This window comes from Klebsiella sp. HMSC25G12 (assembly GCF_001807705.1).
Taxonomy (GTDB): domain Bacteria; phylum Pseudomonadota; class Gammaproteobacteria; order Enterobacterales; family Enterobacteriaceae; genus Klebsiella; species Klebsiella variicola.
Genome location: NZ_KV789915.1, coordinates 71901 through 96273 on the forward strand (window position 1 = coordinate 71901; position 24373 = coordinate 96273).

20 protein-coding genes are annotated in these 24373 nt (G+C 58.7%); 8 read left to right on the top strand and 12 right to left on the bottom strand.

Translation table 11 applies throughout. The features are described from left to right. Positions 1 to 3 precede the first annotated feature (3 nt). Together HMPREF3096_RS23820 and HMPREF3096_RS23825 are read right to left on the bottom strand one after the other, a co-directional pair. Entirely contained in the window at positions 4 to 1248 is a 1245-nt protein-coding gene (locus tag HMPREF3096_RS23820; protein WP_004202471.1) for a mechanosensitive ion channel family protein, read from the bottom strand. A 70-nt stretch (positions 1249 to 1318) separates the two neighbouring features. Next, on the bottom strand, positions 1319 to 2746 hold the full coding sequence (locus tag HMPREF3096_RS23825) for an MFS transporter (protein ID WP_023297179.1): 1428 nt from the start codon (positions 2744 to 2746) through the stop codon (positions 1319 to 1321). Between the two features lie 108 nt (positions 2747 to 2854). Between HMPREF3096_RS23825 and HMPREF3096_RS23830 the strand changes: the two genes are divergently transcribed. The 3 genes from HMPREF3096_RS23830 (at position 2855) to HMPREF3096_RS23840 (ending at position 8254) form a co-directional block, all read left to right on the top strand. Continuing rightward, complete coding sequence (locus tag HMPREF3096_RS23830; RefSeq protein ID WP_022065427.1) at positions 2855 to 3721, top strand: helix-turn-helix transcriptional regulator; 867 nt, start codon at positions 2855 to 2857, stop codon at positions 3719 to 3721. 672 nt (positions 3722 to 4393) lie between these two features. Continuing rightward, positions 4394 to 5428, top strand: a complete 1035-nt coding sequence (locus tag HMPREF3096_RS23835) for a hypothetical protein (RefSeq protein ID WP_032729537.1) — start codon at positions 4394 to 4396, stop codon at positions 5426 to 5428. A 96-nt stretch (positions 5429 to 5524) separates the two neighbouring features. Further along, entirely contained in the window at positions 5525 to 8254 is a 2730-nt protein-coding gene (locus HMPREF3096_RS23840; protein WP_008805532.1) for a sigma 54-interacting transcriptional regulator, read from the top strand. 52 nt (positions 8255 to 8306) lie between these two features. Here the strand turns inward: HMPREF3096_RS23840 and HMPREF3096_RS23845 are convergent, their stop codons facing one another. The 9 genes from HMPREF3096_RS23845 to HMPREF3096_RS23885 form a co-directional block, all read right to left on the bottom strand. Further along, positions 8307 to 9293: an SIS domain-containing protein gene (locus tag HMPREF3096_RS23845; RefSeq protein ID WP_004176978.1), complete on the bottom strand. Its 987-nt coding sequence runs from the start codon at positions 9291 to 9293 to the stop codon at positions 8307 to 8309. 64 nt (positions 9294 to 9357) lie between these two features. Next, the gene (locus HMPREF3096_RS23850) at positions 9358 to 10419 is read right to left on the bottom strand and encodes a glutamine--fructose-6-phosphate aminotransferase (RefSeq protein WP_004176977.1); all 1062 of its coding nucleotides are present in this window, start codon (positions 10417 to 10419) and stop codon (positions 9358 to 9360) included. A gap of 17 nt (positions 10420 to 10436) precedes the next feature. Beyond that, positions 10437 to 11291: a PTS system mannose/fructose/sorbose family transporter subunit IID gene (locus HMPREF3096_RS23855; RefSeq protein WP_004176976.1), complete on the bottom strand. Its 855-nt coding sequence runs from the start codon at positions 11289 to 11291 to the stop codon at positions 10437 to 10439. A 2-nt stretch (positions 11292 to 11293) separates the two neighbouring features. Then, positions 11294 to 12037 carry a PTS mannose/fructose/sorbose/N-acetylgalactosamine transporter subunit IIC gene (locus HMPREF3096_RS23860; protein ID WP_004183295.1) on the bottom strand — a complete coding sequence of 248 codons (744 nt, stop codon included), beginning with the start codon at positions 12035 to 12037 and terminating at the stop codon, positions 11294 to 11296. Between the two features lie 14 nt (positions 12038 to 12051). Then, positions 12052 to 12522 carry a PTS sugar transporter subunit IIB gene (locus HMPREF3096_RS23865; RefSeq protein ID WP_008805534.1) on the bottom strand — a complete coding sequence of 157 codons (471 nt, stop codon included), beginning with the start codon at positions 12520 to 12522 and terminating at the stop codon, positions 12052 to 12054. Next, positions 12515 to 12949, bottom strand: a complete 435-nt coding sequence (locus HMPREF3096_RS23870) for a PTS sugar transporter subunit IIA (protein ID WP_002893017.1) — start codon at positions 12947 to 12949, stop codon at positions 12515 to 12517. The genes HMPREF3096_RS23865 and HMPREF3096_RS23870 overlap by 8 nt, the downstream gene beginning before the upstream one ends. A gap of 248 nt (positions 12950 to 13197) precedes the next feature. Further along, on the bottom strand, positions 13198 to 13851 hold the full coding sequence (nfsB, locus tag HMPREF3096_RS23875) for an oxygen-insensitive NAD(P)H nitroreductase (RefSeq protein ID WP_032729541.1): 654 nt from the start codon (positions 13849 to 13851) through the stop codon (positions 13198 to 13200). 119 nt (positions 13852 to 13970) lie between these two features. Beyond that, complete coding sequence (locus tag HMPREF3096_RS23880) at positions 13971 to 14339, bottom strand: MmcQ/YjbR family DNA-binding protein (protein WP_032729544.1); 369 nt, start codon at positions 14337 to 14339, stop codon at positions 13971 to 13973. Next, positions 14339 to 14920, bottom strand: a complete 582-nt coding sequence (locus HMPREF3096_RS23885) for a TetR/AcrR family transcriptional regulator (protein WP_012968754.1) — start codon at positions 14918 to 14920, stop codon at positions 14339 to 14341. Before HMPREF3096_RS23885 ends, HMPREF3096_RS23880 begins: the two co-directional genes overlap by 1 nt. 179 nt (positions 14921 to 15099) lie before the next feature. Between HMPREF3096_RS23885 and HMPREF3096_RS23890 the strand changes: the two genes are divergently transcribed. Continuing rightward, positions 15100 to 16215 carry an MBL fold metallo-hydrolase gene (locus tag HMPREF3096_RS23890; protein ID WP_162493283.1) on the top strand — a complete coding sequence of 372 codons (1116 nt, stop codon included), beginning with the start codon at positions 15100 to 15102 and terminating at the stop codon, positions 16213 to 16215. A 30-nt stretch (positions 16216 to 16245) separates the two neighbouring features. Beyond that, positions 16246 to 16587 (top strand): RamA family antibiotic efflux transcriptional regulator, encoded by a 342-nt coding sequence (locus HMPREF3096_RS23895; RefSeq protein ID WP_002893035.1) that lies wholly within the window; start codon positions 16246 to 16248, stop codon positions 16585 to 16587. A 16-nt stretch (positions 16588 to 16603) separates the two neighbouring features. Here the strand turns inward: HMPREF3096_RS23895 and HMPREF3096_RS23900 are convergent, their stop codons facing one another. Beyond that, entirely contained in the window at positions 16604 to 16852 is a 249-nt protein-coding gene (locus tag HMPREF3096_RS23900; protein WP_008805539.1) for a DUF1158 domain-containing protein, read from the bottom strand. A 501-nt stretch (positions 16853 to 17353) separates the two neighbouring features. Here HMPREF3096_RS23900 and HMPREF3096_RS23905 point away from each other — a divergent pair. The 3 genes from HMPREF3096_RS23905 to HMPREF3096_RS23915 are packed head-to-tail and all read left to right on the top strand — an operon-like array spanning position 17354 to position 24316. Next, positions 17354 to 20077: a cation-transporting P-type ATPase gene (locus HMPREF3096_RS23905; protein ID WP_012542521.1), complete on the top strand. Its 2724-nt coding sequence runs from the start codon at positions 17354 to 17356 to the stop codon at positions 20075 to 20077. Between the two features lie 53 nt (positions 20078 to 20130). Next, positions 20131 to 21210, top strand: a complete 1080-nt coding sequence (locus tag HMPREF3096_RS23910) for an efflux RND transporter periplasmic adaptor subunit (RefSeq protein ID WP_032729548.1) — start codon at positions 20131 to 20133, stop codon at positions 21208 to 21210. A gap of 13 nt (positions 21211 to 21223) precedes the next feature. Next, positions 21224 to 24316 carry an efflux RND transporter permease subunit gene (locus tag HMPREF3096_RS23915; protein WP_032729550.1) on the top strand — a complete coding sequence of 1031 codons (3093 nt, stop codon included), beginning with the start codon at positions 21224 to 21226 and terminating at the stop codon, positions 24314 to 24316. Positions 24317 to 24373: the final 57 nt, after the last annotated feature.

The following is a 24373-nucleotide window of genomic DNA, read 5'->3' on the forward strand; positions in this document are numbered from 1 at the left end:
GGATCAGCGGGAGAAGGCGCCCGCCAGCGCGCGAATGTCGTTGCCGGTGGGCGTTTGATGAATGCGTAAGCCAAACTCCTCCACCACGGCGAAGACATGGTCGAAAATATCCGCCTGGATCCCCTCATATTCCGCCCACACCACGGTGTTGGTGAAGCAGTAGATCTCGATGGGCAACCCGTTGGCATCCGGCGCCAGCTGGCGCACCATCAGGGTCATATCCTGGCGGATGCGTGGATGATGGCGTAAATACTCCTGCAGATAGGCGCGGAAGGTGCCGACATTGGTCATTCGCCGCTCATTGAGAACCGACTGTTCCCCGGCGTACTGCTGGTTCCAGGCGCTAATCTCCTCGTGGCGCGAATCCATATAGGGCTTAAGCAACTTCGCCCGGATCAGGCGCTGCTGCTCCTGTTCATCAAGAAAATGAATGCTGGTGGTGTCGATGTTGAGGCTGCGTTTGATGCGGCGGCCGCCGGAGGCCGACATGCCGCTCCAGTTTTTAAACGAGTCGGAGACCAGCGACCAGGTTGGAATGGTGGTGATGGTGTTGTCCCAGTTGCGTACCTTGACCGTGGTGAGGCCGATATCGATCACCGCGCCGTCGGCGCCGTACTTCGGCATCTCCAGCCAGTCGCCAAGCTTGAGCATATCGTTGGCAGAGAGCTGGATACCGGCCACCAGACCGAGGATCGGATCTTTAAACACCAGCATCAGCACCGCGGCCATCGCGCCGAGCCCGCTAATCAGGATCGCCGGTGACTGGCCTATCAGCAGGGAAATAATCAGGATGCCGATAATAATCGCCGTCACCAGCTTAATCCCCTGGAATATCCCCTTCAGCGGCAGCTGAGAGGCGGCAGGAAATTTCTGCGCCAGCTTTAAGATCACATCCAGCAGCGAGAAGAAGGACAGCATGGCATATATCATCACCCATAGCTGAGCCACGGTGGTTAATATTTCCGCCGCCTCGCTGCCTTTTTGCAGCCACAGCACCGCCTGCACGTTGACGATGATCCCCTGCAGGGTAAAGGCCAGTCGGTGAAAGAGTTTATTCTGCGTGATGATTTGCAGCCACAGATGGCTGCTGGCCAACGCCCGTTTTTCAAAAGCGCGCAGGACCACTTTGTGCAATATCAGATGCACGACCACGGCGGTGAATAAGATAATGCCGAAGATAATCATCAGCGAGCGGGTGGGGGTTATTTCGATTCCTAAGGCGGCAATTTGCGATATTAATTCCTGCATAACGTCTCCTGAATATCCAGCGGGTATGATGACCGCTGGATAGCTATTATGCAAATCACCGCCGCCGGTATTACGACGCTACCGTCGCCGGCTGTCGGTTGAGATGATGGCGCAGCCACAGCGCGATCGCCCCCAGCAACAGCATCATGGCCACCTCGACCAGCAGAAAATCAATCAGCGCCTGCGGATAGTTTCCGCCGCCGCGACGGGCCAGCGCCAGGAACAGCGAACCAAGGATAGCCGGTCCGAGACCGAGGGTCGCCTGCTGCAGGGTGCTGAGGATGGCGCTCCCGGCCCCGGCGTCGCTGGCGCTGATATCGCGCATGCCAATCCGGTAAAAGCTGTTGACGATCAGCGCCTGACCGTAGCCGATCAGCGCCGTGGCGGGGACCAGCGTCAGGGCGGTGGTGGCGATGCCGAAGCGGGAGAAGGTGGCGCACAGCAGCAGTAGCCCGGCGATCTGCACCGCCAGACCAGTCAACAGGATCCGCCCCATGCTGTGGCGGGCGATAAGCCGCGGGGCATACAGCGCCGAAATAAAATAGGCCACGCCGAGGGCGATAAAGCTATTGCCGGACTGCCACGGCGCCATCCCCAGCCCCTCCTGCATGGTCAGCGCCATGCAGAACATAAAGCCGGACCAGGCGCTGAAAAATAGCAGGGCGATGGCCATCCCGAAGCGGATGCTGGTCAACTGCAGCAGACGCGGCGGCAGCAGGGGATGGTCGCCGCGCTGCTGCTGGCGCAGGGCGCTCTGACGCATGGCGAACAGCAGCGGCAGGACCGCCACCAGCATCAGCTGCAGCCACAGCGGCCAGTGCAGCTCCGGACCGAGGGCCATCGGGAACAGCAGGCAGCAGAGGATCAGCGCGAGGTACAGCGTGCCCTGCCAGTCAATACGCGACGGCGTCTCGCGACGGGTTTCCGGCACATAGCGGCGGCTCAGAGCCAACACCAGCAGGCAGATCGGCACATTGATAAAAAAGGCGTTGCGCCAGCCCAGCCCGGCGATGTCCGCCGATACCAGCCAGCCGCCGCCCATCTGTCCGACAATAAAGGCGATCCCGCCGATGCCGCCATACAGGCTGATGGCCCGGGCGTGGGCGGGGCCTTTGAGGGTCACGTGCAGGGTGGCGAGGATCTGCGGCACAATCAGCGCCGCCCCGGCGCCCTGCAGGGTGCGGGCCGCCAGCAGGGCGCTGATGCTGTTCGCCATCCCGCACAGCAGGGAAGCGATGCCAAAGAGGGCGACGCCCCACATAAACAGGCGCCGGCGGCCATAGTTATCGCCAAGCTTACTGCCCATCGCCAGGCAGACGGCAAAGGCGACGCCGTAGAGCGCGACGATAAGCTCCAGCTGCGTGGCGCTGGCCGCCAGGGTGTGGGTGATGGCGTCCAGCGCCACATTGGTGATCGAGGTATCAATAAGCGGCAGCATCTGGCCGCCCAGCAGCAGCAACAGACCGGCGCGGCCGGGTGAAACAGCAGACGTATTCATGGGATTCTCCATTGCGTCATTCAGCAGACCGACGTAGCATTACCGATAAATTAAACGGGTACCAGTTCCTGTCTATACTGGTACTGGCACTACTATGCTGGAGGGGTGATGACCACGATGCCGCAACGGGAGTTGACGATCGCCGTGCCGGACGATCGACGCAAACAGCTGGGGGCATTTTTGCGCGCCCGCCGCGAAAGCCTCGATCCGCAGCGCCTGGGGTTGCCCCGCGTGGGCCGCCGGCGCACGCCGGGCCTGCGTCGGGAAGAGGTGGCGATGCTCGCCGACGTCGGCGTCACCTGGTACACCTGGCTGGAGCAGGGGCGGGAGGTGAATCCGTCGGAGGCGGTGCTGGTGGGGGTGGCGAATGCTTTACAGTGCAGTCCGCTGGAGACCCGGCACCTGTTCGTACTGGCCGGGCTGACCCCGCCGGAAGCCACCCAGGTGACAGTGTGCGAAGGCATCAGCCCCGGCACCCGCCGGATGCTGGACAGCCTGATGCCGCAGCCAGCCAGCATTCAGAAACCGAACTTTGATATTGTGGCCTGGAACGACAGCTTCTGCCGCCTGATGGGCATCGATTTCGCCACCCTCCCGGAAGAAGATCGCAACTGCATTTATCTCTATCTGACCCATGAGACCTGGCGCAGCCGGATCGAAAATCGCGATGTGCTGCCGACCTTCGTCTCTTATTTTCGCGCCGCGATGGCCGAGCACCGCGGCGATCCGGCGTGGGAAAACAAGCTGGCGCGCTTTTTCGCTGCCTCGTCGGAGTTTGAAACGCTGTGGCATCAGCGCTACGAGGTGCGCGGTGTGGAAAACCAGATTAAACATTTTAACCACCCGCAGCTCGGGCGATTCAGTCTGCAGCAGATGTACTGGTATTCGGCGCCGCGCAACGGTTCGCGCCTGCTGGTCTATCTGCCGATGGACGAGGCGGGCGAGCAGGCGCTGGCGTGGCTGGACCAACATTAATCACAAGGAATCAGATGGCTGGCAATGTGCCATCTTCGGGTATTCCCGGCCGGCGCTGCTGGACGGTTCCCTTACCCTCCGGGAGAGGGGTAGGGAAAGCACTGTCGGGAAGTCCTGTATGTGATCTACGACTTCAGCACACATTGCGCTCCCGATACGCCTTCTGCGTTATGTCACTCATGGCGCAGGGAGCGCACAGGGGGCGGCCAGTCGCCGCCGCCCCCTGTACCCCCGGGCTCCGGCCAGCAACATCGCCACTGCGTGGTGCCTTCGACTTATCCCTGCAGGCTTCGGGTCGGGCCGAGGCAGCGTCCCTGCAAAACACGGCCCTCAGCCCGCATCCATGCGGGCTGCCCCGGCCTGCCGGGAACGTCTCAGCGATTTTGAGGCCGCAACACCGGCAGTTTCAGCAGCCCTGGTGGGTAACTTCCGGCAGGTCGCACGAACCCCAGGGACCGTAGGCCGGGTCAGGCGTAGCCGCCACCCGGCAATATGACGGGTATCGAGCCTGATATCATGCCCGGCGGCGTTGCGCTTACGCGGGCTTACGGTAAGGGGTAACAATCTGATATATAAATGGTTAAGTAGGCCGGGGAAGGCGACAGCTGCTGCCCGGCAGAAAGGCGAGCACATTAGCGAAAACAGGTTTGTCATCAGTCTCAAGGAATGCCTATGAACGTAACCCGAAAAGAGCAGCGCATTATTCAGCGCGCGCTGAACGCCTGGCAGGCCAGCGGGGAGTTAACCCCGTCGGACAGTCAGCGGCTGACGCACACGCTGCGCGTCTCCCCCTTCGACTGGCGGCGCCTGAGCCGCTATGCCTTCTGGACCGCGCTGGCCTGCGTGCTGATTGCTCTGGGCAGCCTGTTCGCCGACAGCGAGCTGGTGGCGTGGCTGCTGAGCCTGTTCAGCCACTCGGCGCTGACGCGGATCCTGCTGCCTGCGCTGCTGGCAGTCGTCTGCTACGGCTGGGGCTTTCGCCGCCAGCGACGGGAAACGCAATGGCACTACAGCACCGAGGCGATTTTGTTTCTGGGCGTCGTCTTTACCGCCGTGTCGCTATGGCAGCTTGGCGAACGGCTGGATAACGGCAGCGGCCATATCGCGCCGCTGTTTCTGGCCGGATGCGTGATTTACGGCGCCATCGGCTATATTGCCCGCTCCGGGCTGGTGTGGCTCTTTTTTCTGCTGGCGCTGGGCAACTGGTTCGGCGCGGAAACCGGCTACGTCTCGGGGTGGGGCGCCTACTGGCTGGGCATGAACTACCCGATTCGCTTCGTCCTGTTCGGCGGCGCGCTGCTGGCGCTCTGCTACGGCGCGCAATCCCTGCTTCGCCAGCGGCAGCTGTTTACCGTCAGCAAGGCGATGGGCCTCACGTACCTGTTTATTGCGCTGTGGATCCTGTCGATTTTCGGCAATTACGACGCAGACAGCTGGTACCAGGTGAGCCAGGCGCGACTCTTGCCGTGGGGGCTGCTGTTTGCCGTAGCGGCCGGCGTCTGCATTTTTATCAGCCTGAAAACCGATGACGGAATGCTGCGCGGCTTCGGACTAACCTTCCTGGCGATCAATCTCTATACCCGTTTCTTTGAGTTTTTCTGGAACGGGATGCACAAAGTGCTGTTTTTCCTGATCCTTGCCGTCTCGCTGGCGGTGATTGGCCGCTATGCCGAGCGCATCTGGCACGCGGGGAACGTTAAGCCATGAAAAATTAAGCGCTTTTAAAGAAGTGTGGCTGACGGCAGCGACGTCCTGCGCGAATTGTCGTATAAGCGAATTTTACGCTTTTGACAGGGGAGCGAGATGAACAAGGAGTCGATTTTTCGCCAGCTAGAACAACGGATCGCCGGGCGAGCGCTGACGGCGGAAGCGCTGGGCGAGTTTAACGCTATGGCCATTGCCGATAGCTTGAAGCAAAAACGCAGCATCATCAGCCATCATCTGAATAATCTCCATCGCGAGCAGCGGGTGGTCAAAGTGAATGGTCGCCCGGTGCTGTTTTTACCCGTTACCGTTCTGCGCGATCATCACCGCCTGGCGGTTCGGCACGGCGAATACGCCTCCATTCAGGCGCTGTGCGCGGAGCGTCAGGATAGTCTGGCGCAGCTGATTGGCGCGCAGGGCAGCCTGCAGGAAGCATTGCGCCAGTGCAAGGCTGCCATCAGCTACCCTGGCGCAGGTCTGCCTCTGCTGCTGCGGGGCCCTACTGGCACTGGGAAAAGTTTTCTAGCTCGCCAGCTCTGGCACTACGCAATAGATGAAGGCATTTTACCTGCCGATGCGCCTTTTACCGTATTTAACTGCGCCGAGTACGCGAATAATCCAGAACTACTGACCTCGAAGTTATTTGGTCATGCGAAGGGGGCCTTTACCGGCGCCGATAAAGCCGTTCCTGGTCTTATCGAGACCAGCAACGGTGGGGTGTTGTTTATCGATGAGGTTCATCGGCTGCCGCCCGAAGGTCAGGAAAAGCTGTTTCATTTTATGGATAACGGTAGCTGGCGCCGGCTGGGGGAGAGCACCGATGAGCGCAGCGCCACGGTGCGGCTAATTTTTGCTTCAACCGAGGATCTGGAAAAACATTTCCTGGCGACCTTTATTCGCCGTATTCCGGTAATTGTAAAAATTCTGCCGATCGCTGAACGCGGCCAATTCGAGCGGCTGGCGTTTATCCACCACTTTTTCCGCCGTGAAGCCCAGCGTTTGAACCACGATCTGGCGTTGGATGGCGAAATCGTCAGCCAGCTCATGCGTGAAACGCTTGAAGGAAATGTCGGTGGGCTGGAAAATTTGATTCGCAATATTTGCGCCAGCGCCTGGACATTTGGCGAACGTGATAGCGGTCTTTTACACATAAAAGCGGGTTTGCTGCCCGACCGATTACTGGCGGATGCGCCTTTTTCCCTTCAGCAAAATAGCGAGCGGGTTATGATTTACCGCGATGGCGACGCGCAGCCTCTTTTTTCTGGTCGTCACCATGAATACCAACGGCTAACGGAAAATATTTGTAGCCTGTGCGAGGAGTTGGCTCAGGATAATATTAGCGTGCGGACCTTTGAAAAGCTTATTTATCAGAACGTGACGCTCTATCTTGATGCGCTGATGAATCAGGAGAGTACGGTCTCTCTGCAGGACAAACGGCTGCGCTTTATTGAAGATGTGGGCAAAGCAATCGCTGTCAATTATGACCTTCAGCTAAATGTCGAATTCGCTTATCTTACCGGCCGCTACCTCACCAGCCTCCCTCTGGCGCCGCGTAGCGTTGCTGAGCCCGTGCGTCTGGTGATGCAGCGCTGGCTGGACTCCTCGGCGGGGCTGGCGCAGCGTATCGCGGAGAAACTACTGGATGTCGTCAATAATAAATACGATCTGCTCATCGATACGCTTGACCGCCTGGCGGTTGCCGCTATCGTCAGCAATGCGATTGATGCGACCAGCGGCGGAAAAGTGAAAGCGCTGATAATCGCCCACGGTTATTCGACCGCCAGCAGCATTGCCGGCGTTGCCAACCGCCTGATTGGCGAGAAGATCTACCAGGCCATGGATATGCCGATGGAGGTGGCGTTTAACGATGTCAGTCGCGCCGTGGTTGATTATCTCCAGCATACGGACACGCGTGCGGGTGTGATGGTGCTTATTGATATGGGCTACACCAAGGAGATTGCCGATGCGCTTTTGTCGGTGATTCACGGCCCGCTGGTGGTGGTGGATAACGTAACGACCCGCATGGCGCTGAACGTTGCCAGCGAGATCGCGCTGGGAAAAAACATCGAACAAATCGCCGAAGAGATCGTGCCGCTTAATCAGTCGCGTTGGGATGTGTTCTGGCCCGCAGAAAAAAAAGAGCGTGCGCTGCTGGTGACCTGTATTACAGGTATCGGTACCGCATTTAAATTTAAAAATCTGATGGAGAAGAGCCTGCTCAACGATTTTGATATTAACATCATCGCCTGCGAGTATACGCGCTTAAAAAACAGTCGTACGGCGGTATCGTTACTCCACCAGTATGAAGTTATTGCGGTCGTGGGTACCCACGACCCGCAGCTGGCCGGAGTGCCCTGGGTTGGCATTGAGGAACTACTTGGCGAGCAGGGGCATCGACATCTGAGTCAGCTCTTAAGTGGCTATCTTAATGAAAAGCAAATTGCGCTGATTAATAAAAATATGGTTCGTGAGTTTTCGCTGCATAACGTTGTCAACTCTCTGACGATACTGAATGCCGGAAAAACCATGGGCCATATCGAAACCATTATCGCTGAGTGGCAAAATACGCTTGGTTTTCATTTTAATAATAACTTAATTATCAGTTTATATGTGCATCTCAGCTGTATGATTGAGCGTCTGGTAATGCGTAATGAAATTAGCCATTATAAAGATCTTGAGCAATTTACCCGCCAGCATGGCGAATTTATTGCCATGGTGAATCACTCGTTCCAGCGCCTGAAAATACTCTATAACGTGGCGCTACCGGTAGCGGAAATTGGCTATATTCACGATATTTTTGAATTACGTATTGAAGATTTTAGCTGGTAATTCTCAACGCAGCCCCGGAGAATTACGCCGGGGCTGGCAGGCGGCTAGCGAATCAATATTCGACTTTCCACATATAGCGGCGGGTGGTCAGCGGGTGGTTGCGGGCGGTGGCCAGCGCCAGGTTGTAAACATCCAGTACGCAGTTGTGCAGCAGGCCGCAGAAATATTCGCGCACGCTGGTGTGCAGTGTGTCGATTCCCACCTTTTCCACGTCAATAATCTGCAGTTTTCCCTGGTAACGTTCGATAAAGCGGATCGCGCGGTCATCCAGCGGGCGTGTGCGGCCGCTGCTTTTTAATAAAATAAACGGCGTTCCCGCTTCGGTAATCTCAAAGGGACCGTGGAAATACTCGCCGCTATGGATGCTCGCGGAGTTAATCCACTGCATCTCCAGCAGAATACAGATGGATTCCTGATGCGCGGCGCCGAATGAGGGGCCGCTGCCCATCATGTAGATGACCTTTTCGCTCTTCCAGGCTTCGGCAAAATGGCGCGCATCCGCCTGAACCTGCTGCTGAGCGCCGCGTACCACGGATTCAAAACTGGCAAAGGCGCTGACCATCTGATCGTAATGGGCGTATCCCTCAGTTTGCGCAAGCACTTCCAGCGCCAGCCACAGGCTGTATGCCGCTTTTTGCTGCGTCGGATCGACGGTTTCGGGATAGCGCGCCCAGCAGTATTCAATAGTGTAATCGCTGTGTTCGCACAGCGGCGTGCCGGGGGTATATACCAGTCCAATAGTGGCGGCGCCTTTCTGACGCGCGATGCGGGCGGCTTCCACCGTTTCAGCGGTGTTGCCCTGCTGCGAGGCGAGGATCACTACGCTGTTTTTACCTAACGCGTTCGGCGTCGCGTGGACAAATTCATTACTGGTAACATAGCCGACGGCCAGCTTTTTAGCTTCACAATCGAGAAAATATTTCCCCGGCCAGAAACCGGTTAATGAACCACCGCAGCCAACAAACCATACGCGCTCAATGTGCTGCTTAGATAAAATATCGCGAATAATAGTATGTGCGTTTTTATGAGCTATAGACATATTGGTCTCCTTGAGATGTAACGGGTCCTCCGCTGAATAGCGGATAACTTTTACTATGCGTCAATTAATTGGGTTGTTTACTTTTCATTTTCTGGTGGAACTGCGGATCCTTCGGTATCGCGGGATCGATGCCCTTCACTGGTGGCAGTCGGGCACAAACCATTTGTAACGGAATGATATATTCAAAGACCGCAAAGTCGGGATCGTTAATAAATGCGAAGGGCATATTTTTGCCGTTATTTTCGACTTGTGGACCAATGCGATAAATATGCTGAGTCCAGCCGCCAAGTATTTCCGCCAGGCGATCCTGACGCTCATCGGGAAACGGATCGAGCATGATCAGGGTAGAGCGCTCGTCGAAGGCGTTATAGATCCCGTGGATGAACTCCTCAAATTCATAACCGGCAACCGGACAGCGTAGCGTTTCAAGCATCTTTAGCGCACCTTCCTGAACGGTGCCAAACAGCCTTGCCGGACCGGTCAGGCGAATGTCCGCGCTGTCGATAAGCGGTCGGGCATGATTGAGAACCCACGCCTGCGAGGCCTCAATGAGCGTCGGCAAATGATTAAACGTGGTATCCATGCGGATGAGTAGCGCTTTGCGCTCCTCATCGCTCAGGCGCCGCTGGCGACTGGCGACAGCAAGCGCCAGCAGCATCAGATTAAGTATGGTGCAGTGATACCCTTTGGTTTTAGCGCCAGCCCGCTCTTCTCCACAGGGTACTGTTAAGACCAAATCTGCCGCCCGGTCGATAACGGCTGGCGCTTCCCCGGCCATGGAAGCGGTGAGATGCCCGGCTGCCCGGGCGCGTTCCATTGCGGCGAGGGTAGAGAGGCTGCCGCCTCCCTGAGAAATGCCGATGACCAGCGCTTTGTCGCTGAGGGTCAGCGCCGAATCATCCAGCAGAAAAGGCCAGTAGACATCAACGGGTAGCCCGCACCACTGCTGCATAAACGAGCGGGCGGTCAGCGCGCCGTGATAAGAGGTACCGGAGCCGGTCAGGATAATACGCGTGATGCCGCGCTCCGTTAGCGCTTTCGCCGCCTGCCAGAGATCTTCCCGCGTCTGCGTCAGCATAGCGAGCAGACGGGCGGGTGTTTCATTCATATAGTCTTCTACGTGCATGGGTGATATTCCTCTTCTTAAAGCAGGCCTAGCGCGCTGGCCGCCATGCCAAACGCGACGGTTCCTAGCAGGATCCAGTTAATATTGACTCCCTTACGGATCAACTTGTACATCCCGAGGGTGAAAAGCAGCGGCAGCAGCGAAGGAAGAATTTTGTCAATAAACTCCTGCGCCTTCATGGTGGTCTGCCCGGCGGTAAAGCTGAGCGGGGTGGTGATATCTATCATGCTGGCGGTCATCGCGCCGACGACCATGAGGCCAACAATTGATGCGATATAGGTCACCCGGTCCATAAGGCCGCTTTGGTAAATTCTCATCAGCCAGGTCGTACCCGCCCGGTAGCCGAGCTTCAGGCCATACCAGCGGCACAAAAGATGCGGCAGGTTATAAACTAACAGCGCCAGTATCGGTCCCAGCAGGCTGCCCTGCTGGGCGAAATAGATACCCATCCCGGCGGCGATAACCTTTAATGATCCCCAGAAAATGGAGTCGCCGATGCCCGCCAGCGGTCCCATCAGGCTGGTTTTAATCGCGTTTATCGACTCCTCATTAAATTCGGGGTTACGCTGGTTCTCTTCTTCCATGGCAATCGACAGGCCGAAGATAAAGGTCGAGAGATGGGGCGTGGTGTTAAACAGCACCAGATGACGCTGCAGGGCGCGCCCCAGCTCCGTTGGGTCCTGATAGATACGCTTCAGGGCTGGCGACATGGCAAAGGCGTAGCCCATATGCTGCTGGCGCTCGTAGTTCCACGAGCCCTGTAGCGTAAAGGAGCGCCAGAACACGCTGCGTAAATCGCGGGCGGTGATGCGGCTTGCGTCATCGCTTTGCGGCTGGGTAGCGCCAGTCACAGTTTGCGTCATTTCGCTCATGATTAGCTCTCCTGCTGCTTAAGATTAAGGAACTGGCTGATGATAAATGCCAACACCACAGCGAACAGCGCAATGGCGATGATATCCAGTTTGGTATATGCCGCTATCAGAAATCCCAGACCGAGGTACGGCATTAGTTTGCTGCTGAGCATCATGCTGATCAGCAGGGCGAAGCCGAGCGCTGGCAGGATCTTACTGGCGACGATCAATCCGTTGGTTATCACCGGTGGAATGGCCTCCAGGAACCAGCTTACCGCCGAAGAACCAAGCAGAATGGCAAAAAATACCGGTAGAAATCCGTTTAAAAAATAGAGTAGCGTCGGACCGGCGAGGTGCATCAGGCCGACCATTCGGGTATTACCCTGTGCCGCATAGCGATCCGCCAGATGACCAAAGCGGGCGTTCACCACGCGCACCAGGATGCCTAGCGTCTGCGCCAGCATTGAGACAGGGATGGCGATGGTGAGCGCAGCCTCCGGACCGCGGCCGGACATGATCGAAAACGCGGTGGCCAATACGGAGCCGGTCACGATATCTGGCGGGTGCGCGGCGCCGATGGCGACGTTGCCGAGGAAAATAAGCTCCAGCGTAGCGCCAATCAGAATCCCCTCATGCAAATTACCGCAAACCAGACCGGTGAGGGCGCACATCACCAGCGGTCGATCGATCATTGATACCCCAAGCAGGCGGCCATCAAGTATCCCCAGGGCGGCGATCAGGCCGAGTAACGTTGCGGTGAGCAACATAGTGACCTCCGAAGTTAAAGTTGGTCGTTAAGGAGTTCAGCCGAGTGGGCGGGTACCTGACGCATCTCCAGCCGAATGCCTTTTTCTTTTAGCGCTCTGCTATGGGCGATTTCCTCGTCGGTCAGATAGATGGCCTTGCCGAATTGTCTTGCCCCTTCCTTCTGTGGCAGACCACCGTAATTAATTGCGCTAATTCCCGGGATTTTTTCCACTAGCGCGAGGGTTTCCGCAGTATTGCCAAGGACCACCATGACTTTTTTATGATCCAACTTGCCGCTGTTAAGCTTTTCCGCCGCCTGTTCAACGGTGGCGATGTCCAGCGTGACGCCCGCTGGCTTTGCCAGGTTAAGCGACATCGTAATGAAGGCATCCGCCGCGGCTTTGGCGTTGGCGACGATGATATGGTCGATATCCAGCGCTCGGGTCCAGGCAAAAACCACCTGGCCGTGCAGCAGCCGATAATCAATGCGCACGAGTTTAATCATGAGATTCTCCCTGTGGGTCAGAGGATGGTTGTGTTATTAGAGGATTGATGAAAACAATGGATTCACGCGCCGCGCTGGTGGCGTAGATAATCGCGGCCTCGGTAGTGGCTTCTTCGCACAGCAGAAACTCCAGCAGCAGAGTCAGATTGATGCCGGCGACCACGAAAACGTTGCGATGTCGCATCAAGACGCTCACGGCGCTATTGTTGATACTGCCGCCAAGCAGGTCGGTGAAGATCACCACTTCATCACCATTCGCCTGGACGATGAGATGCTCCAGGGTTTGCTCCAGCTGTTCGGTGGTCACGATATCTTCGTCATAGGCGCAGACCGGGATAACGCCGTGTTCGTCGCCAATCAGCAGCGACAAACTGTTCACCAGTCCGCGAGCAAAATGGCCGTGGCTGGCCACATAGATATGTTTCACCCGGTTTCTCCTTCATCCAGATAGCGGTATCTGTTAAGAGCAAAGGGCGTGCCAGAAATAAAAAGTATTATTTATCAATTAATTAAATCGGCTGGTTCACACTAAAGTCGTTATTCCTGGCACAAGCGGGCTCATTAGCGCCAGAAACCTGGCACAAACGGCAGAATAAGAGGGGAAAGAGTGGGGGGAAGAAAGTCCCGGGCGAGACGCTGCTGCGCTATGGCCCGGGCGTTCCCGGCAGAAGGGAATTAAATCTCGGTAATGGTCGTCGACTGCGGCAGACGCGACTTCGGCAGGGTGGCGTTGAAATCTTCCACGCTATGGTGGCCGACCGGGACCACCACCAGGCTGGTGTAGCCCTGGGCTTTCAGGTCAAATTCCTCATCGAGGATCGCAAAATCAATCCCTTCGATCGGCACGGCGTCGAGGCCCATCGCCGCCACGCCCAGCAGGAAATTGCCGACGTTGAGATACACCTGCTTCGCCATCCACTGATCGTCATCTTTCAGCTCTTTGCGGTGCATATCGGCAAAGAAGGTACGACCCTTGTGGTTAGCGGCTTTTGCGTCCGGTGTGGCGAAACGGCCATCGGCCTCTTCCTGATCCACCACACGCTGCAGCCAGGCGTCGTCCATCGCGGTTTTCGCGCAGAACACCACCACGTGCGAGGCGTCGAGAATTTTGCGTTCGTTGAACACGTAGGTGCCGCTGGCGGCTTTGGCTACGCGAGCTTTCCCTTCATCGGTGCTGGCGACGATAAAGTGCCACGGCTGGGAGTTGGTGCTAGACGGGCTGTACTGCAGCAGCGTTTTCAGCTGTTCGGCTTCGCTGGCAGTCAGCTTTTTCGTGGCGTCAAAGGCCTTGGTGGAATAGCGCGTTAAAGCGACCGATACGATATCCATAACTCTTCCTCACAGTTTACAGCACCTTACCGGTGCGTTAAGGAGAGGAAGAGTACAGCGAAGATCGCCAAATGATAAGGGTGAAAAATGCGATAACACTTATCGCATTTGGCTGAAAATCAGCGCGGACGCAGGCGCTGCTGGGCCTTTTTACTCAGCTTGTTCACCACCTGATGCCACGAATCGTCAATCAGCTCGGCCAGCAGATCCTCGCTGATATCCTCTCCCGGCACCACCGTGATCCAGTGTTTCTTGTTCATATGGTAGCCCGGTTCGATACTGCGATAAATTTCCTGATTGAGCAGCGCCTTCTGCGGCTCAGCCTTCAGGTTGACCAGCGCCCGGCCGCGAATGGTCATGGTGATCATAAAGATACGGCCATCGACCTTAAACACGTCGTACTCTGGCCCAAAAGGCCAGCAGTGCTCGGTAAACGGGTAGGTCAGGGCGATACGATGAGCGCAGGGATGCAGCATCTCGGGGGTCATTAGGCGTCCGCCTCATGCAGGGCGTTCCACATGGCTTCAAAGCCGAGGGCGATAATCTCCCGGGCGCGCTGCGGATCGTGGCTGGCGAATTCGATGGTGGTCTCCGCCAGCGACAGAAACAGGGCATCGCCAAAGGCGCGGTACGCCTCGCTGAGAAAAATCTCTTTCACCGACAGCTGGCACATTTCGTTGAGCTCCGGGAAGCTCTCTTTTACCTGGCGACGGGTTTCGTCGGTGATGCGCTCGCTGAGCGCCATCCGGCGGATCGCCTTGTGCTCCATCGGGTTGCGCACGCCCCAGTCGATATAGCTGTTCCAGATATTGCGCGCGTTCTCTTTCGGGCGCTTCTCGTGCGGATCCAGCCCGGCGATCATTGTGCGCACCAGGCGCAGCTTAATCGCGAGGTACAGCTCGTTGAGCAACTCATCCTTGGTGGCGAAATAGCGAAACAGCGTCCCCTCGGCCACCCCAGCGCTGCGGGCGATGGCCGACGTCGAGGCGGCGATGCCGGACTGGGCGAAAGCCGCGGTGGCAGCTTCCAGTAACGCTTGCTTTTTATCTTCACTCTTTGGACGAGCCACTACTTTTTTCCTCACGCAGGTTTAAAAAAACCGCCGATCTTTGCACGTCTGACCAGGTCGCTGCAACGGCGGAACGCAAAAATTGAAAATCGTCTTGACGACTTTCATCACTTTCCTAATAATGAGTGCGTACTCACTCATAATCAAGTTATATCACAAAGCCTCCGGGATGGGGGCTTTTGTCTGGTCAGGATATGAACCGTGTCACTTTTAGCGTGGTCGCCATCATGTTACTCGCAGCAGCAACGACATTGCCGTTTGTCCTCAATGCCGGTTTTGGTAAGGCGCCGCAGGGGGCACAGCTTAGCCAGGTGGAAGCGTCTCCCCACTACCGGGACGGCCAGTTCCATAACCAATTGCCCACGCCAGGGTTCACCGGGCAGAAAAATATGCTGGCGGCGTGGTGGGATTTCCTGATGACCAAACGGGAAAACGCCCGTCCCGCTCAGCCGCTGCCGCTGGTGAAGACCGACCTGGCGACGCTGCCCCTGGGGCAGGATGTGATGGTCTGGCTCGGCCACTCCTCCTGGTACCTGCAGCTGGCAGGAAAACGTATCCTGATCGATCCGGTGTTCAGCGATTACGCGGCGCCGTTCTCCTTTATCAATAAAGCCTTTCCCGGCGACTATCCGTGGCGGGCGGAAGGGATGCCAGACATCGATCTGCTGATCATCTCCCACGATCACTACGACCATCTGGATTACGCCACCATCCGCGCCTTGCTGCCGAAAATTAAGCGGGTCATTACGCCGCTGGGCGTCGGGTCGCATCTGCGCTACTGGGGGATGGACGGGGCGCTGATTACCGAAGCGGACTGGCAGCAGGCGATCCCGGTCAGCGATGAATTCACCGTTCACGTTCTGCCGGCGCGGCACTTTTCCGGCCGTGGACTGAAGCGTAACCAGACGCTGTGGGCCAGTTTTCTGTTCGTCACCCCGCAGCAAAAAATTTATTACAGCGGCGACAGCGGCTATGGGCCGCACTTCAAAGCGATTGGTGATGAATTTGGTCCGGTTGATCTGGCGATTATGGAGAACGGGCAGTATGACCAGGACTGGAAATATATTCACATGATGCCGGATGAAACGGCTCAGGCTGCCGACGACCTGCGCGCCCGCGCGGTGCTGCCTGGGCATGCAGGACGGTTTGTTCTGGCGAAACACAGCTGGGATGAACCGTATCAACGGCTGGCGGCTGCCAGCGAAGGAAGGGCCTGGCGTCTGCTGACGCCTATGCAGGGCGAGCCGCTGTGGGTCGCCGATAAGACGCAATCATTTAACGCCTGGTGGCGCTAAGCGCCAGTGCAGTTTCAGAGGAGAGAGCATATGACGATTTCCGCTCAGGTGATTGACACTATCGTCGAGTGGATTGATGACAACCTGCATCAACCGCTGCGTATTGATGATATCGCTCGCCATGCCGGGTATTCGAAATGGCATCTGCAACGGCTGTTTTTACAGTACAAGGGAGAGAGCCTTGGGCGCTATATTCGTGAAAGGAAGCTGCTGCTGGCCGCCCGCGATCTGCGCGACACCGATCAGCGGGTCTACGATATCTGCCTGAAGTATGGCTTCGATTCGCAACAGACCTTTACCCGCGTCTTCACCCGGACCTTCAACCAGCCGCCGGGCGCCTACCGCAAAGAAAACCACAGCCGCGCCCACTGAGGCGCGCTCTCCTGGTTTACCGTTCGAGGGAAAACCAGCGACGCCACACCCAGCGCAGCACCAGAAATTCAAGGGTGCCCAGCGCTAAGAACCACAGACAAAACAACACCGTATAGAGCTGGTTGAGATCCATCATATGGAATGTCTCAACCAGCTTTTGCGCCAGCGTCAGGCCCAGCGAAGGCGCGGGCAACAGCAGACAGGAGAGCAGGGCCAGCAGTAAGATCCCGGCGGCGGAGAGAAGCGTTTCCAGCGGATGTTTCATGTCATGTTAATCATCAGTTAAAAAACATATTGTCCGGTAAAATAATGCTTAACGCAATATGCTTTGTTTTTTTACTCTCTATAACACGGCTATTTTAAATATTATTGCCTGCCTTTCGCTCTCATGTTAATTAATTTGAAATAATTTGTAATTAAGTTAATTGCAGCTGGGTGTAAATTAACGTCATTATTATGCCAGCGCTTTTACAAAACTATAAGTGCTATATCCCACCAGCGTGGCAACAATGATGGCCAGCAGGATGTACAGCGCCAGACGGCGTCCGCGGTAGATTCCAAACATATTTAACCTCGTTTAGTTTTGGTTTATTAATATTCTGTAATATTTATCTTGTGAATTAACTTATCACACATTTTGTATTTTGCGAAAAATTTAGGCGGATATTGGATCACATTTTTACCGGCTTTTTAGCCACGTTTTACTTCATTGGCCAGGAATGATTTCAGGCTTTCCGATTCACGGAATTTATAAGGAAAATGTAATTTGACCAAGATGAATAACCCAAAGTTTACGACGCCCTCGGGCGACACCGCGCCACGGCAGGTCTGGCAGCAGACCGTTGACGCAGTGCTGGCGCAGACAAAAAGCCAGGCCGCTGGGTTAAATTCCGCAGACGCCGCCGAGCGCCTGAATACCTTTGGTCCGAATGCCCTGCCGGAAAAGAAGGGTAAACCGGGCTGGCTGCGCTTTCTCGCCCACTTTAACGACGTACTGATTTACGTGCTGCTGGCTGCCGCAGCGCTGACCGCCATCATGGGTCACTGGGTCGATACCCTGGTGATCCTCGGCGTGACGGTGATTAACGCCCTGATCGGTCATATCCAGGAGAGCAACGCCGAAAAATCCCTGCAGGGGATCCGCAACATGCTCTCCAGCGATGCCCGCGTCCAGCGTAACGGCAAACATGAGACTATCCCGACGCGCGACCTGGTTCCAGGGGACATCGTTATCCTGCGCGCCGGCGACCGCGTACCAGCGGATATGCGCCTGATTGAAACCCACAACCTGCGGGTGGAAGAGGCGATCCTCACCGGCGAGTCGACGGTGGTGGATAAAATCACCGACGCGCTGGAGGGCGACCTGCCGCTGGGCGACCGGGTGAACATGGTCTTCTCCGGCACCACCGTCAGCGCTGGCGGCGGCATCGGCGTGGTGACCGCCACCGGCGCGGAGACCGAACTCGGCCATATCAACCAGATGATGGCGGGCATTGAGAAGCACCGTACCCCGCTGCTGGTGCAGATGGATAAGCTCGGCAAAGCGATTTTTGTCATTATCCTCGCCATGATGGTGGCGCTGTTTATCTTTAGCCTCGCGCTGCGGGATATCCCGATGGGCGAGCTGCTGCTGTCGCTGATTAGCCTGGCGGTGGCCGCGGTACCGGAGGGGCTGCCGGCGATCATCTCGATTATTCTGTCGCTGGGCGTGCAGACGATGGCGCGCAAGCGGGCGATTATTCGTAAGCTGCCGACCGTGGAAACTCTCGGCGCCATGACCGTGGTCTGTTCGGATAAAACCGGCACTCTGACGATGAACGAAATGACCGTCAAAGCGATCATCACGGCAGACTGCTGCTACCGGGTGGAAGGCGACAGCTATGAGCCGCAGGGACGGATCTTCCTTGAGGGGAGCGACGAGCCCGTGCAGGTTCAGCCCGGCACCGTGCTGGAGACCTGGCTGCGCACCATCGACCTGTGTAACGACAGCCAGCTTACCCAGGATGAGCGCGGTCTGTGGGGGATCACCGGCGGGCCGACCGAAGGGGCGCTGAAGGTGCTGGCGGCGAAAGCGCAGCTCCCGGCGGTGGAGGCCCGTCTGGTGGCCAAGATCCCCTTTGACTCACAGTACAAATATATGTCGACCCTGCAGCACATCGATGGCGAGGCCCGGGTGCTGATCACCGGTGCGCCGGACGTTATCTTCGCCATGTGCCGCGAGCAGATGAGCCGCCACGGCGCGGTGCCGTTCGAGGCGCAGTACTGGGAAGAGGAGATGGCGCGCTTCGCCCGTCAGGGACTGCGCATGGTGGCGGCGGCCTGTAAGCCTGCCAGCCTTGATGCCACCACCCTCAACCATGAGGACCTGCAGGAGGGGCTGATTTTCCTCGGCATCGCCGGGATGATGGATCCCCCGCGTCCGGAAGCCATTGACGCCATCCATGCCTGCCAGACCGCCGGGATCCGCGTGAAGATGATCACTGGCGACCACCCGCAGACGGCGATGAGCATCGGCCAGATGCTGGGGATCACCAACAGCAGCCAGGCCATGACCGGCTACCAGCTGGAGCACATGGACGATGCGGCGCTGGCGAAGGCGGCGGTGGAGTACGACATCTTTGCCCGTACCAGCCCGGAGCATAAGCTGCGCCTGGTGAAAGCCCTGCAGGATAACGGCGAAGTGGTCGGCATGACCGGAGACGGCGTCAACGACGCGCCGGCGCTGCGCCAGGCCGACGTGGGTATCGCCATGGGTATCAAAGGTACCGAAGTCACCAAAGAGGCGGCTGACATGGTGTTGACCGATGATAACTTCGCGACCATCGCCAGCTCGGTAAAAGAGGGCCGTCGGGTCTATGACAACCTGAAGAAGACCATCCTCTTCATCATGCCGACCAACCTGGCGCAGGGGCTGCTGATCATCATCGCCCTGCTGGCGGGGAACATTATTCCGCTGACCCCGGTGCTGATCCTGTGGATGAACATGGCGACGTCGGCGACGCTCTCCTTCGGCCTGGCCTTTGAAGCCGCAGAGCGCAACGTGATGAACCGCCCGCCGCGTAAAACCGGCCAGCACGTTATGGATGGCTTCGCCGTGTGGCGAGTGGCTTTTGTCGGGTCTATGATTGCTATTGCCGCCTTTATCCTTGAGGCTTGGCTGGCGCCGCGCGGCCACAGTCCGGAGTTTATCCGCACCGTGCTGCTGCAGATGCTGGTGACGGCGCAGTGGGTCTACATGATCAACTGCCGCAGCAGCGACAGCTTCTCCCTGAGCATGGGTCTGCTGCGCAACAAAGGCATCTGGCTGGTGACCGGTGTCCTGCTGCTGATGCAACTGGTCATTATCTATGTCCCGCTGATGCAGAGCATGTTTGGTACGGAAGCGCTGCCGCTGCGCTACTGGTTTATCACCCTGGTCATCGGCGTCGCCATGTTCCTGGTGGTGGAAGTTGAGAAGCGCCTGACGCGCCGGTTCCGCAAAACGGCTTGATTGATCTCGCGCGCCTCGCTGCAGGCGCGCGTTACTTTCGCAAGGATCCCCCTATGATTAAAACCTTCCGCTTTGCTCTGCTGGCCTGCGGTCTGGCCGGCGGCGCCCTGACGGCGACCGCCGCGCCGGCGGTGCCGGTCCGCGTCGCCACGGTCGAACTGGCGCCTCATGCTGAAGAACGCGCGATCCCCGGGCGGGTCGAGGCGATCCGCGCCGTCGACATTCGCGCGCGCACCGAAGGGGTGATAGTTCAGCGCCACTTCCAGGATGGCCAGTATGTTACCGAGGGCGACCTGCTGTTTACCCTCGACGACGCGCAGCCCCGCGCGGCCCTGGCCCTGGCGCAGGCCGAGCTGAAAAGCGCCGAAGCCTCATTACGTCAGTCGCAGCAACTGCTCACTCGCTACGAGCGGCTCATTAACAACCACTCCATCAGCCGCAACGACGTCGACACGGCCCGGATGCAGCGCGACGTCGCCGCCGCCGCCGTGCAGCAGGCGAAAGCCCGCGTCGAGGCCCAGCAGATTGTGCTCAGCTACACCCGGATTGCGGCGCCGGTGACCGGTCGCGTGGGCCACAGCGCCTTTCACGTCGGGACGCTGATTAACCCATCCAGCGGCGTGCTGGTGGACATCGTGCAGCTGGATCCGGTGCGGGTGTCGTTCGCTCTCGACGAAGCCGCATTTTTCAGCAAATCCGGCCAGCATGCCGACATCCACGCCCTGAAGCAGGCGTGGCTGGCGCAGATTGAGGTGGATGGCAAACGGCGCGATGGGGTGTTGACCTCCATCGATAACCGGATTGACGCCCGCACCGGCAGCGTGGCGGTGCGGGCGGAGTTCGCCAATCCGCAGCACCGTCTGCTGCCGGGCGGCAGCGTAACAATCCTGTTCCGTCCGCAGGAGCTGCAGTCACGGGTGATGATCCCGGCCGCCGCCGTGCAGCAGGATCCGCAGGGCTTTTTCAGCTGGGTGCTGAAGCCGGACCACACCGCCGGGCAGCGTCGTCTGACCCTCGCGGGGCAGCAGGGGCAGCAGTTTGCGGTTGAGAAAGGGCTGCAGGCGGGCGAGCAGGTGATCACCGACGGCGCGCAGCGTTTACGCGAAGGCGCCGCGGTACAGGTGCTGAACTAAGTAAGGAGAAGGGATGCTGACCTTTTTTATCCGTCGTCCGCGATTTGCCATGGTGATCGCGCTGCTGCTGACCTTTGTCGGCGCGGTGTCGCTGAAGCTGATCCCGGTGGAGCAGTACCCGGCGATCACCCCGCCGGTGGTGAACGTCAGCGCCAGCTGGCCGGGCGCCAGCGCGTCAGATGTGGCGGAAGCCATCGCCGCCCCGCTGGAGACCCAGCTCAACGGCGTCGATCATATGCTGTATATGGAGTCCACCAGCTCGGATGAGGGAACGTACCGCCTGAGCATTACCTTCGCGGCGGGCACCGATGCCGACCTGGCGGCGATCGACGTGCAAAACCGGGTGGCGCAGGCGCTGGCGCAGCTCCCGGCGGAGGTGCAGCAGAATGGCGTCCAGGTCCGCAAGCGCGCCAGCAACCTGCTGATGGGGGTGAGCCTCTACTCGCCGCTGGGCACGCTGTCACCGCTGTTTGTCAGTAACTACGCCAGCACCCAGGTGCGCGAGGCGCTGGCCCGCCTGCCCGGCGTCGGCGAGGTGCAGATGTTTGGCGCCCGGGATTACAGTATGCGCATCTGGCTGCGTCCGGACCGCATGAATGCGCTCAACATCACCACGGATGACGTTACCCAGGCGCTGCGCGAGCAGAATGTGCAGGGCGCGGCGGGGCAGGTGGGCACCCCGCCAGTATTCAACGGCCAGCAGCAGACGCTGACCATCAACGGGCTGGGGCGTCTGAACGAGGCGGCCAGCTTTGGCGAGATTATCCTCCGCCGCGGCGCGCAGGGGCAGCTGGTTCGCCTCGCTGACGTGGCGACCATTGAGCTGGGTGCCCGCAGCTACAGCTCCGGCGCGCAGCTGAACGGTAAAGCGTCGGCCTATCTGGGGATCTACCCGACGCCCACCGCCAATGCCCTGCAGGTCGCCAGCGCAGTGCGTGCGGAGCTTAACCGCCTGCACACTCGCTTTCCGGCGGATCTCACCTGGGAGGTGAAGTTCGATACCACTCGCTTTGTGGCGGCGACGATCAAAGAGATCGGCGTCTCGCTGGCGCTGACCCTGCTGGCAGTGGTCGTGGTGGTGTCGCTGTTCCTGCAGAGCTGGCGAGCGACGCTGATCGTGGTGCTGGCGATCCCGGTGTCACTGATCGGCACCTTTGCGGTGCTCTATCTGCTGGGCTACAGCGCCAACACCCTCAGCCTGTTCGCGATCATTCTCGCCCTGACGATGGTGGTGGATGACGCCATTGTGGTGGTGGAGAATGTGGAAACCAAAATGGCGGAAGGGCTGGATCGCCTGCAGGCCACCGCCCAGGCGCTGCAGCAGATCGCCGGGCCGGTGATCGCCACGACCCTGGTGCTGCTGGCGGTATTTGTGCCGGTGGCGCTGCTCCCGGGGATCGTCGGCGAGCTGTACCGGCAGTTTGCCGTGACGCTCTCCACCGCGGTGGCCCTGTCGAGCCTGGTGGCGCTAACCCTGACGCCGGCCCTCTGCGCGCTGCTGCTGCGCCCGCGTCCTGCCCGGCCAGCGGCGGTGTGGCGGGCGTTTAACCGTCTTCTCGACGGCACCCGCGACGGCTATGGCCGACTGGTAGGCTGGATGAACCGCCGTCCCTGGCTGGCGCTGGCGGCGACGGTGGCGGCAGGCGCGCTGGTGGCGTTTAGCTTCACCTCGATGCCGAAAGGCTTCCTGCCGCAGGAAGATCAGGGTTACCTGTTTGCCAGCGTGCAGCTGCCGGAGGCGGCGTCGCTGGAGCGTACCGAAGCGGTGATGGCCCAGGCGCGCAAGCTGCTGATGGCTAACCCGGCGGTGGAGGATGTGATTCAGGTGTCCGGGTTCAACATTCTCAACGGCACCAGCGCCTCTAACGGCGGGTTTATCTCGGTAATGCTCAAGGACTGGCACCAGCGGCCGCCGCTGGATGCGGTGATGGCAGATATTCAGCGCCAGCTGCTGTCGCTACCCGAGGCGACGATCATGACCTTCGCGCCGCCGACCCTGCCGGGCCTGGGCAATGCCTCGGGGTTTGACCTGCGCATCCTGGCGCAGGCCGGTCAGTCGTCGGCGGAGCTGGAGCAGTTGACGCGGGAGATCCTCCAGCTGGCGAACCAGCATCCTCAACTGAGCCGGGTGTTTACCACCTGGAGCAGCAACGTGCCGCAGCTAACCCTGACGGTCGACCGCGACCGGGCGGCGCTGCTGGATGTGCCGGTGGCGCAGATTTTCAGCAGCCTGCAGACGGCGTTCGGCGGCACGCGCGCCGGCGATTTCAGCCGTAACAATCGTGTCTATCATGTGGTGATGCAAAATGAGATGCAGTGGCGCGAACGGGCAGAGCAGATTAGCGAGCTGTACGTCCGCAGCCGCGACGGCGAGCGGGTGCGGCTGAGCAATCTGGTCACCATTACGCCGACGGTGGGGGCGCCGTTTATTCAGCAGTACAATCAGTTCCCGTCCGTTTCAGTGAGCGGTTCAGCGGCCGAGGGGGTCAGCAGCCGCACGGCGATGGCGGCCATGGAGCAGATTTTGCAGGCCCATCTGCCGCCGGGATATGACTACGCCTGGAGCGGGATCTCCTGGCAGGAGCAGCAGACCGGCAATCAGGCAGTGTGGATCGTGCTGGCGGCGGTGGCGATGGCGTGGCTGTTCCTGGTGGCGCAGTATGAGAGCTGGACGCTGCCGGCGAGCGTCATGCTCTCGGTGCTGTTCGCCATCGGCGGAGCGCTGCTCTGGCTGTGGACCGCGGGCTATGCCAACGATGTGTATGTTCAGATAGGGCTGGTGCTGCTGATTGCCCTGGCGGCGAAGAATGCGATTCTGATTGTTGAATTCGCCCGCAGCCGGCGCGAGGAGGGGCTGTCGATAGTTGACGCCGCGCGCGAGGGGGCCACCCGCCGCTTCCGCGCGGTGATGATGACCGCGGTGTCGTTTATTATCGGCATCATGCCGATGATGCTCGCCACCGGCGCCGGGGCGCAGAGCCGGCGGATCATCGGCACCACGGTATTCAGCGGTATGCTGGTGGCGACGTTGATTGGCATCCTGTTTATCCCGTCGCTGTATGTGCTGTTTCAGCGTATGCGTGAGTGGGCGCATCGGCGGGGGTAAGCGTTGCGCCACAGCGTCTGCCTGTCGATCCCCTCTCCCTGTGGGAGAGGGTTAGGG

Bases quoted from the DNA above. Each gene is read 5' to 3' on its own strand.
- HMPREF3096_RS23820 (WP_004202471.1), bottom strand. From the start codon at position 1,248: ATGCAGGAATTAATATCGCAAATTGCCGCCTTAGGAATCGAAATAACC.
- HMPREF3096_RS23840 (WP_008805532.1), top strand. From the start codon at position 5,525: ATGAACAAGGAGTCGATTTTTCGCCAGCTAGAACAACGGATCGCCGGG.
- HMPREF3096_RS23830 (WP_022065427.1), top strand. From the start codon at position 2,855: ATGACCACGATGCCGCAACGGGAGTTGACGATCGCCGTGCCGGACGAT.
- HMPREF3096_RS23915 (WP_032729550.1), top strand. From the start codon at position 21,224: ATGCTGACCTTTTTTATCCGTCGTCCGCGATTTGCCATGGTGATCGCG.
- HMPREF3096_RS23910 (WP_032729548.1), top strand. From the start codon at position 20,131: ATGATTAAAACCTTCCGCTTTGCTCTGCTGGCCTGCGGTCTGGCCGGC.
- HMPREF3096_RS23900 (WP_008805539.1), bottom strand. From the start codon at position 16,852: ATGAAACATCCGCTGGAAACGCTTCTCTCCGCCGCCGGGATCTTACTG.
- HMPREF3096_RS23860 (WP_004183295.1), bottom strand. From the start codon at position 12,037: ATGTTGCTCACCGCAACGTTACTCGGCCTGATCGCCGCCCTGGGGATA.
- HMPREF3096_RS23880 (WP_032729544.1), bottom strand. From the start codon at position 14,339: ATGACCCCCGAGATGCTGCATCCCTGCGCTCATCGTATCGCCCTGACC.
- HMPREF3096_RS23895 (WP_002893035.1), top strand. From the start codon at position 16,246: ATGACGATTTCCGCTCAGGTGATTGACACTATCGTCGAGTGGATTGAT.
- HMPREF3096_RS23850 (WP_004176977.1), bottom strand. From the start codon at position 10,419: ATGCACGTAGAAGACTATATGAATGAAACACCCGCCCGTCTGCTCGCT.
- HMPREF3096_RS23865 (WP_008805534.1), bottom strand. From the start codon at position 12,522: ATGATTAAACTCGTGCGCATTGATTATCGGCTGCTGCACGGCCAGGTG.
- HMPREF3096_RS23855 (WP_004176976.1), bottom strand. From the start codon at position 11,291: ATGAGCGAAATGACGCAAACTGTGACTGGCGCTACCCAGCCGCAAAGC.
- HMPREF3096_RS23835 (WP_032729537.1), top strand. From the start codon at position 4,394: ATGAACGTAACCCGAAAAGAGCAGCGCATTATTCAGCGCGCGCTGAAC.
- HMPREF3096_RS23825 (WP_023297179.1), bottom strand. From the start codon at position 2,746: ATGAATACGTCTGCTGTTTCACCCGGCCGCGCCGGTCTGTTGCTGCTG.
- HMPREF3096_RS23845 (WP_004176978.1), bottom strand. From the start codon at position 9,293: ATGTCTATAGCTCATAAAAACGCACATACTATTATTCGCGATATTTTA.
- nfsB (WP_032729541.1), bottom strand. From the start codon at position 13,851: ATGGATATCGTATCGGTCGCTTTAACGCGCTATTCCACCAAGGCCTTT.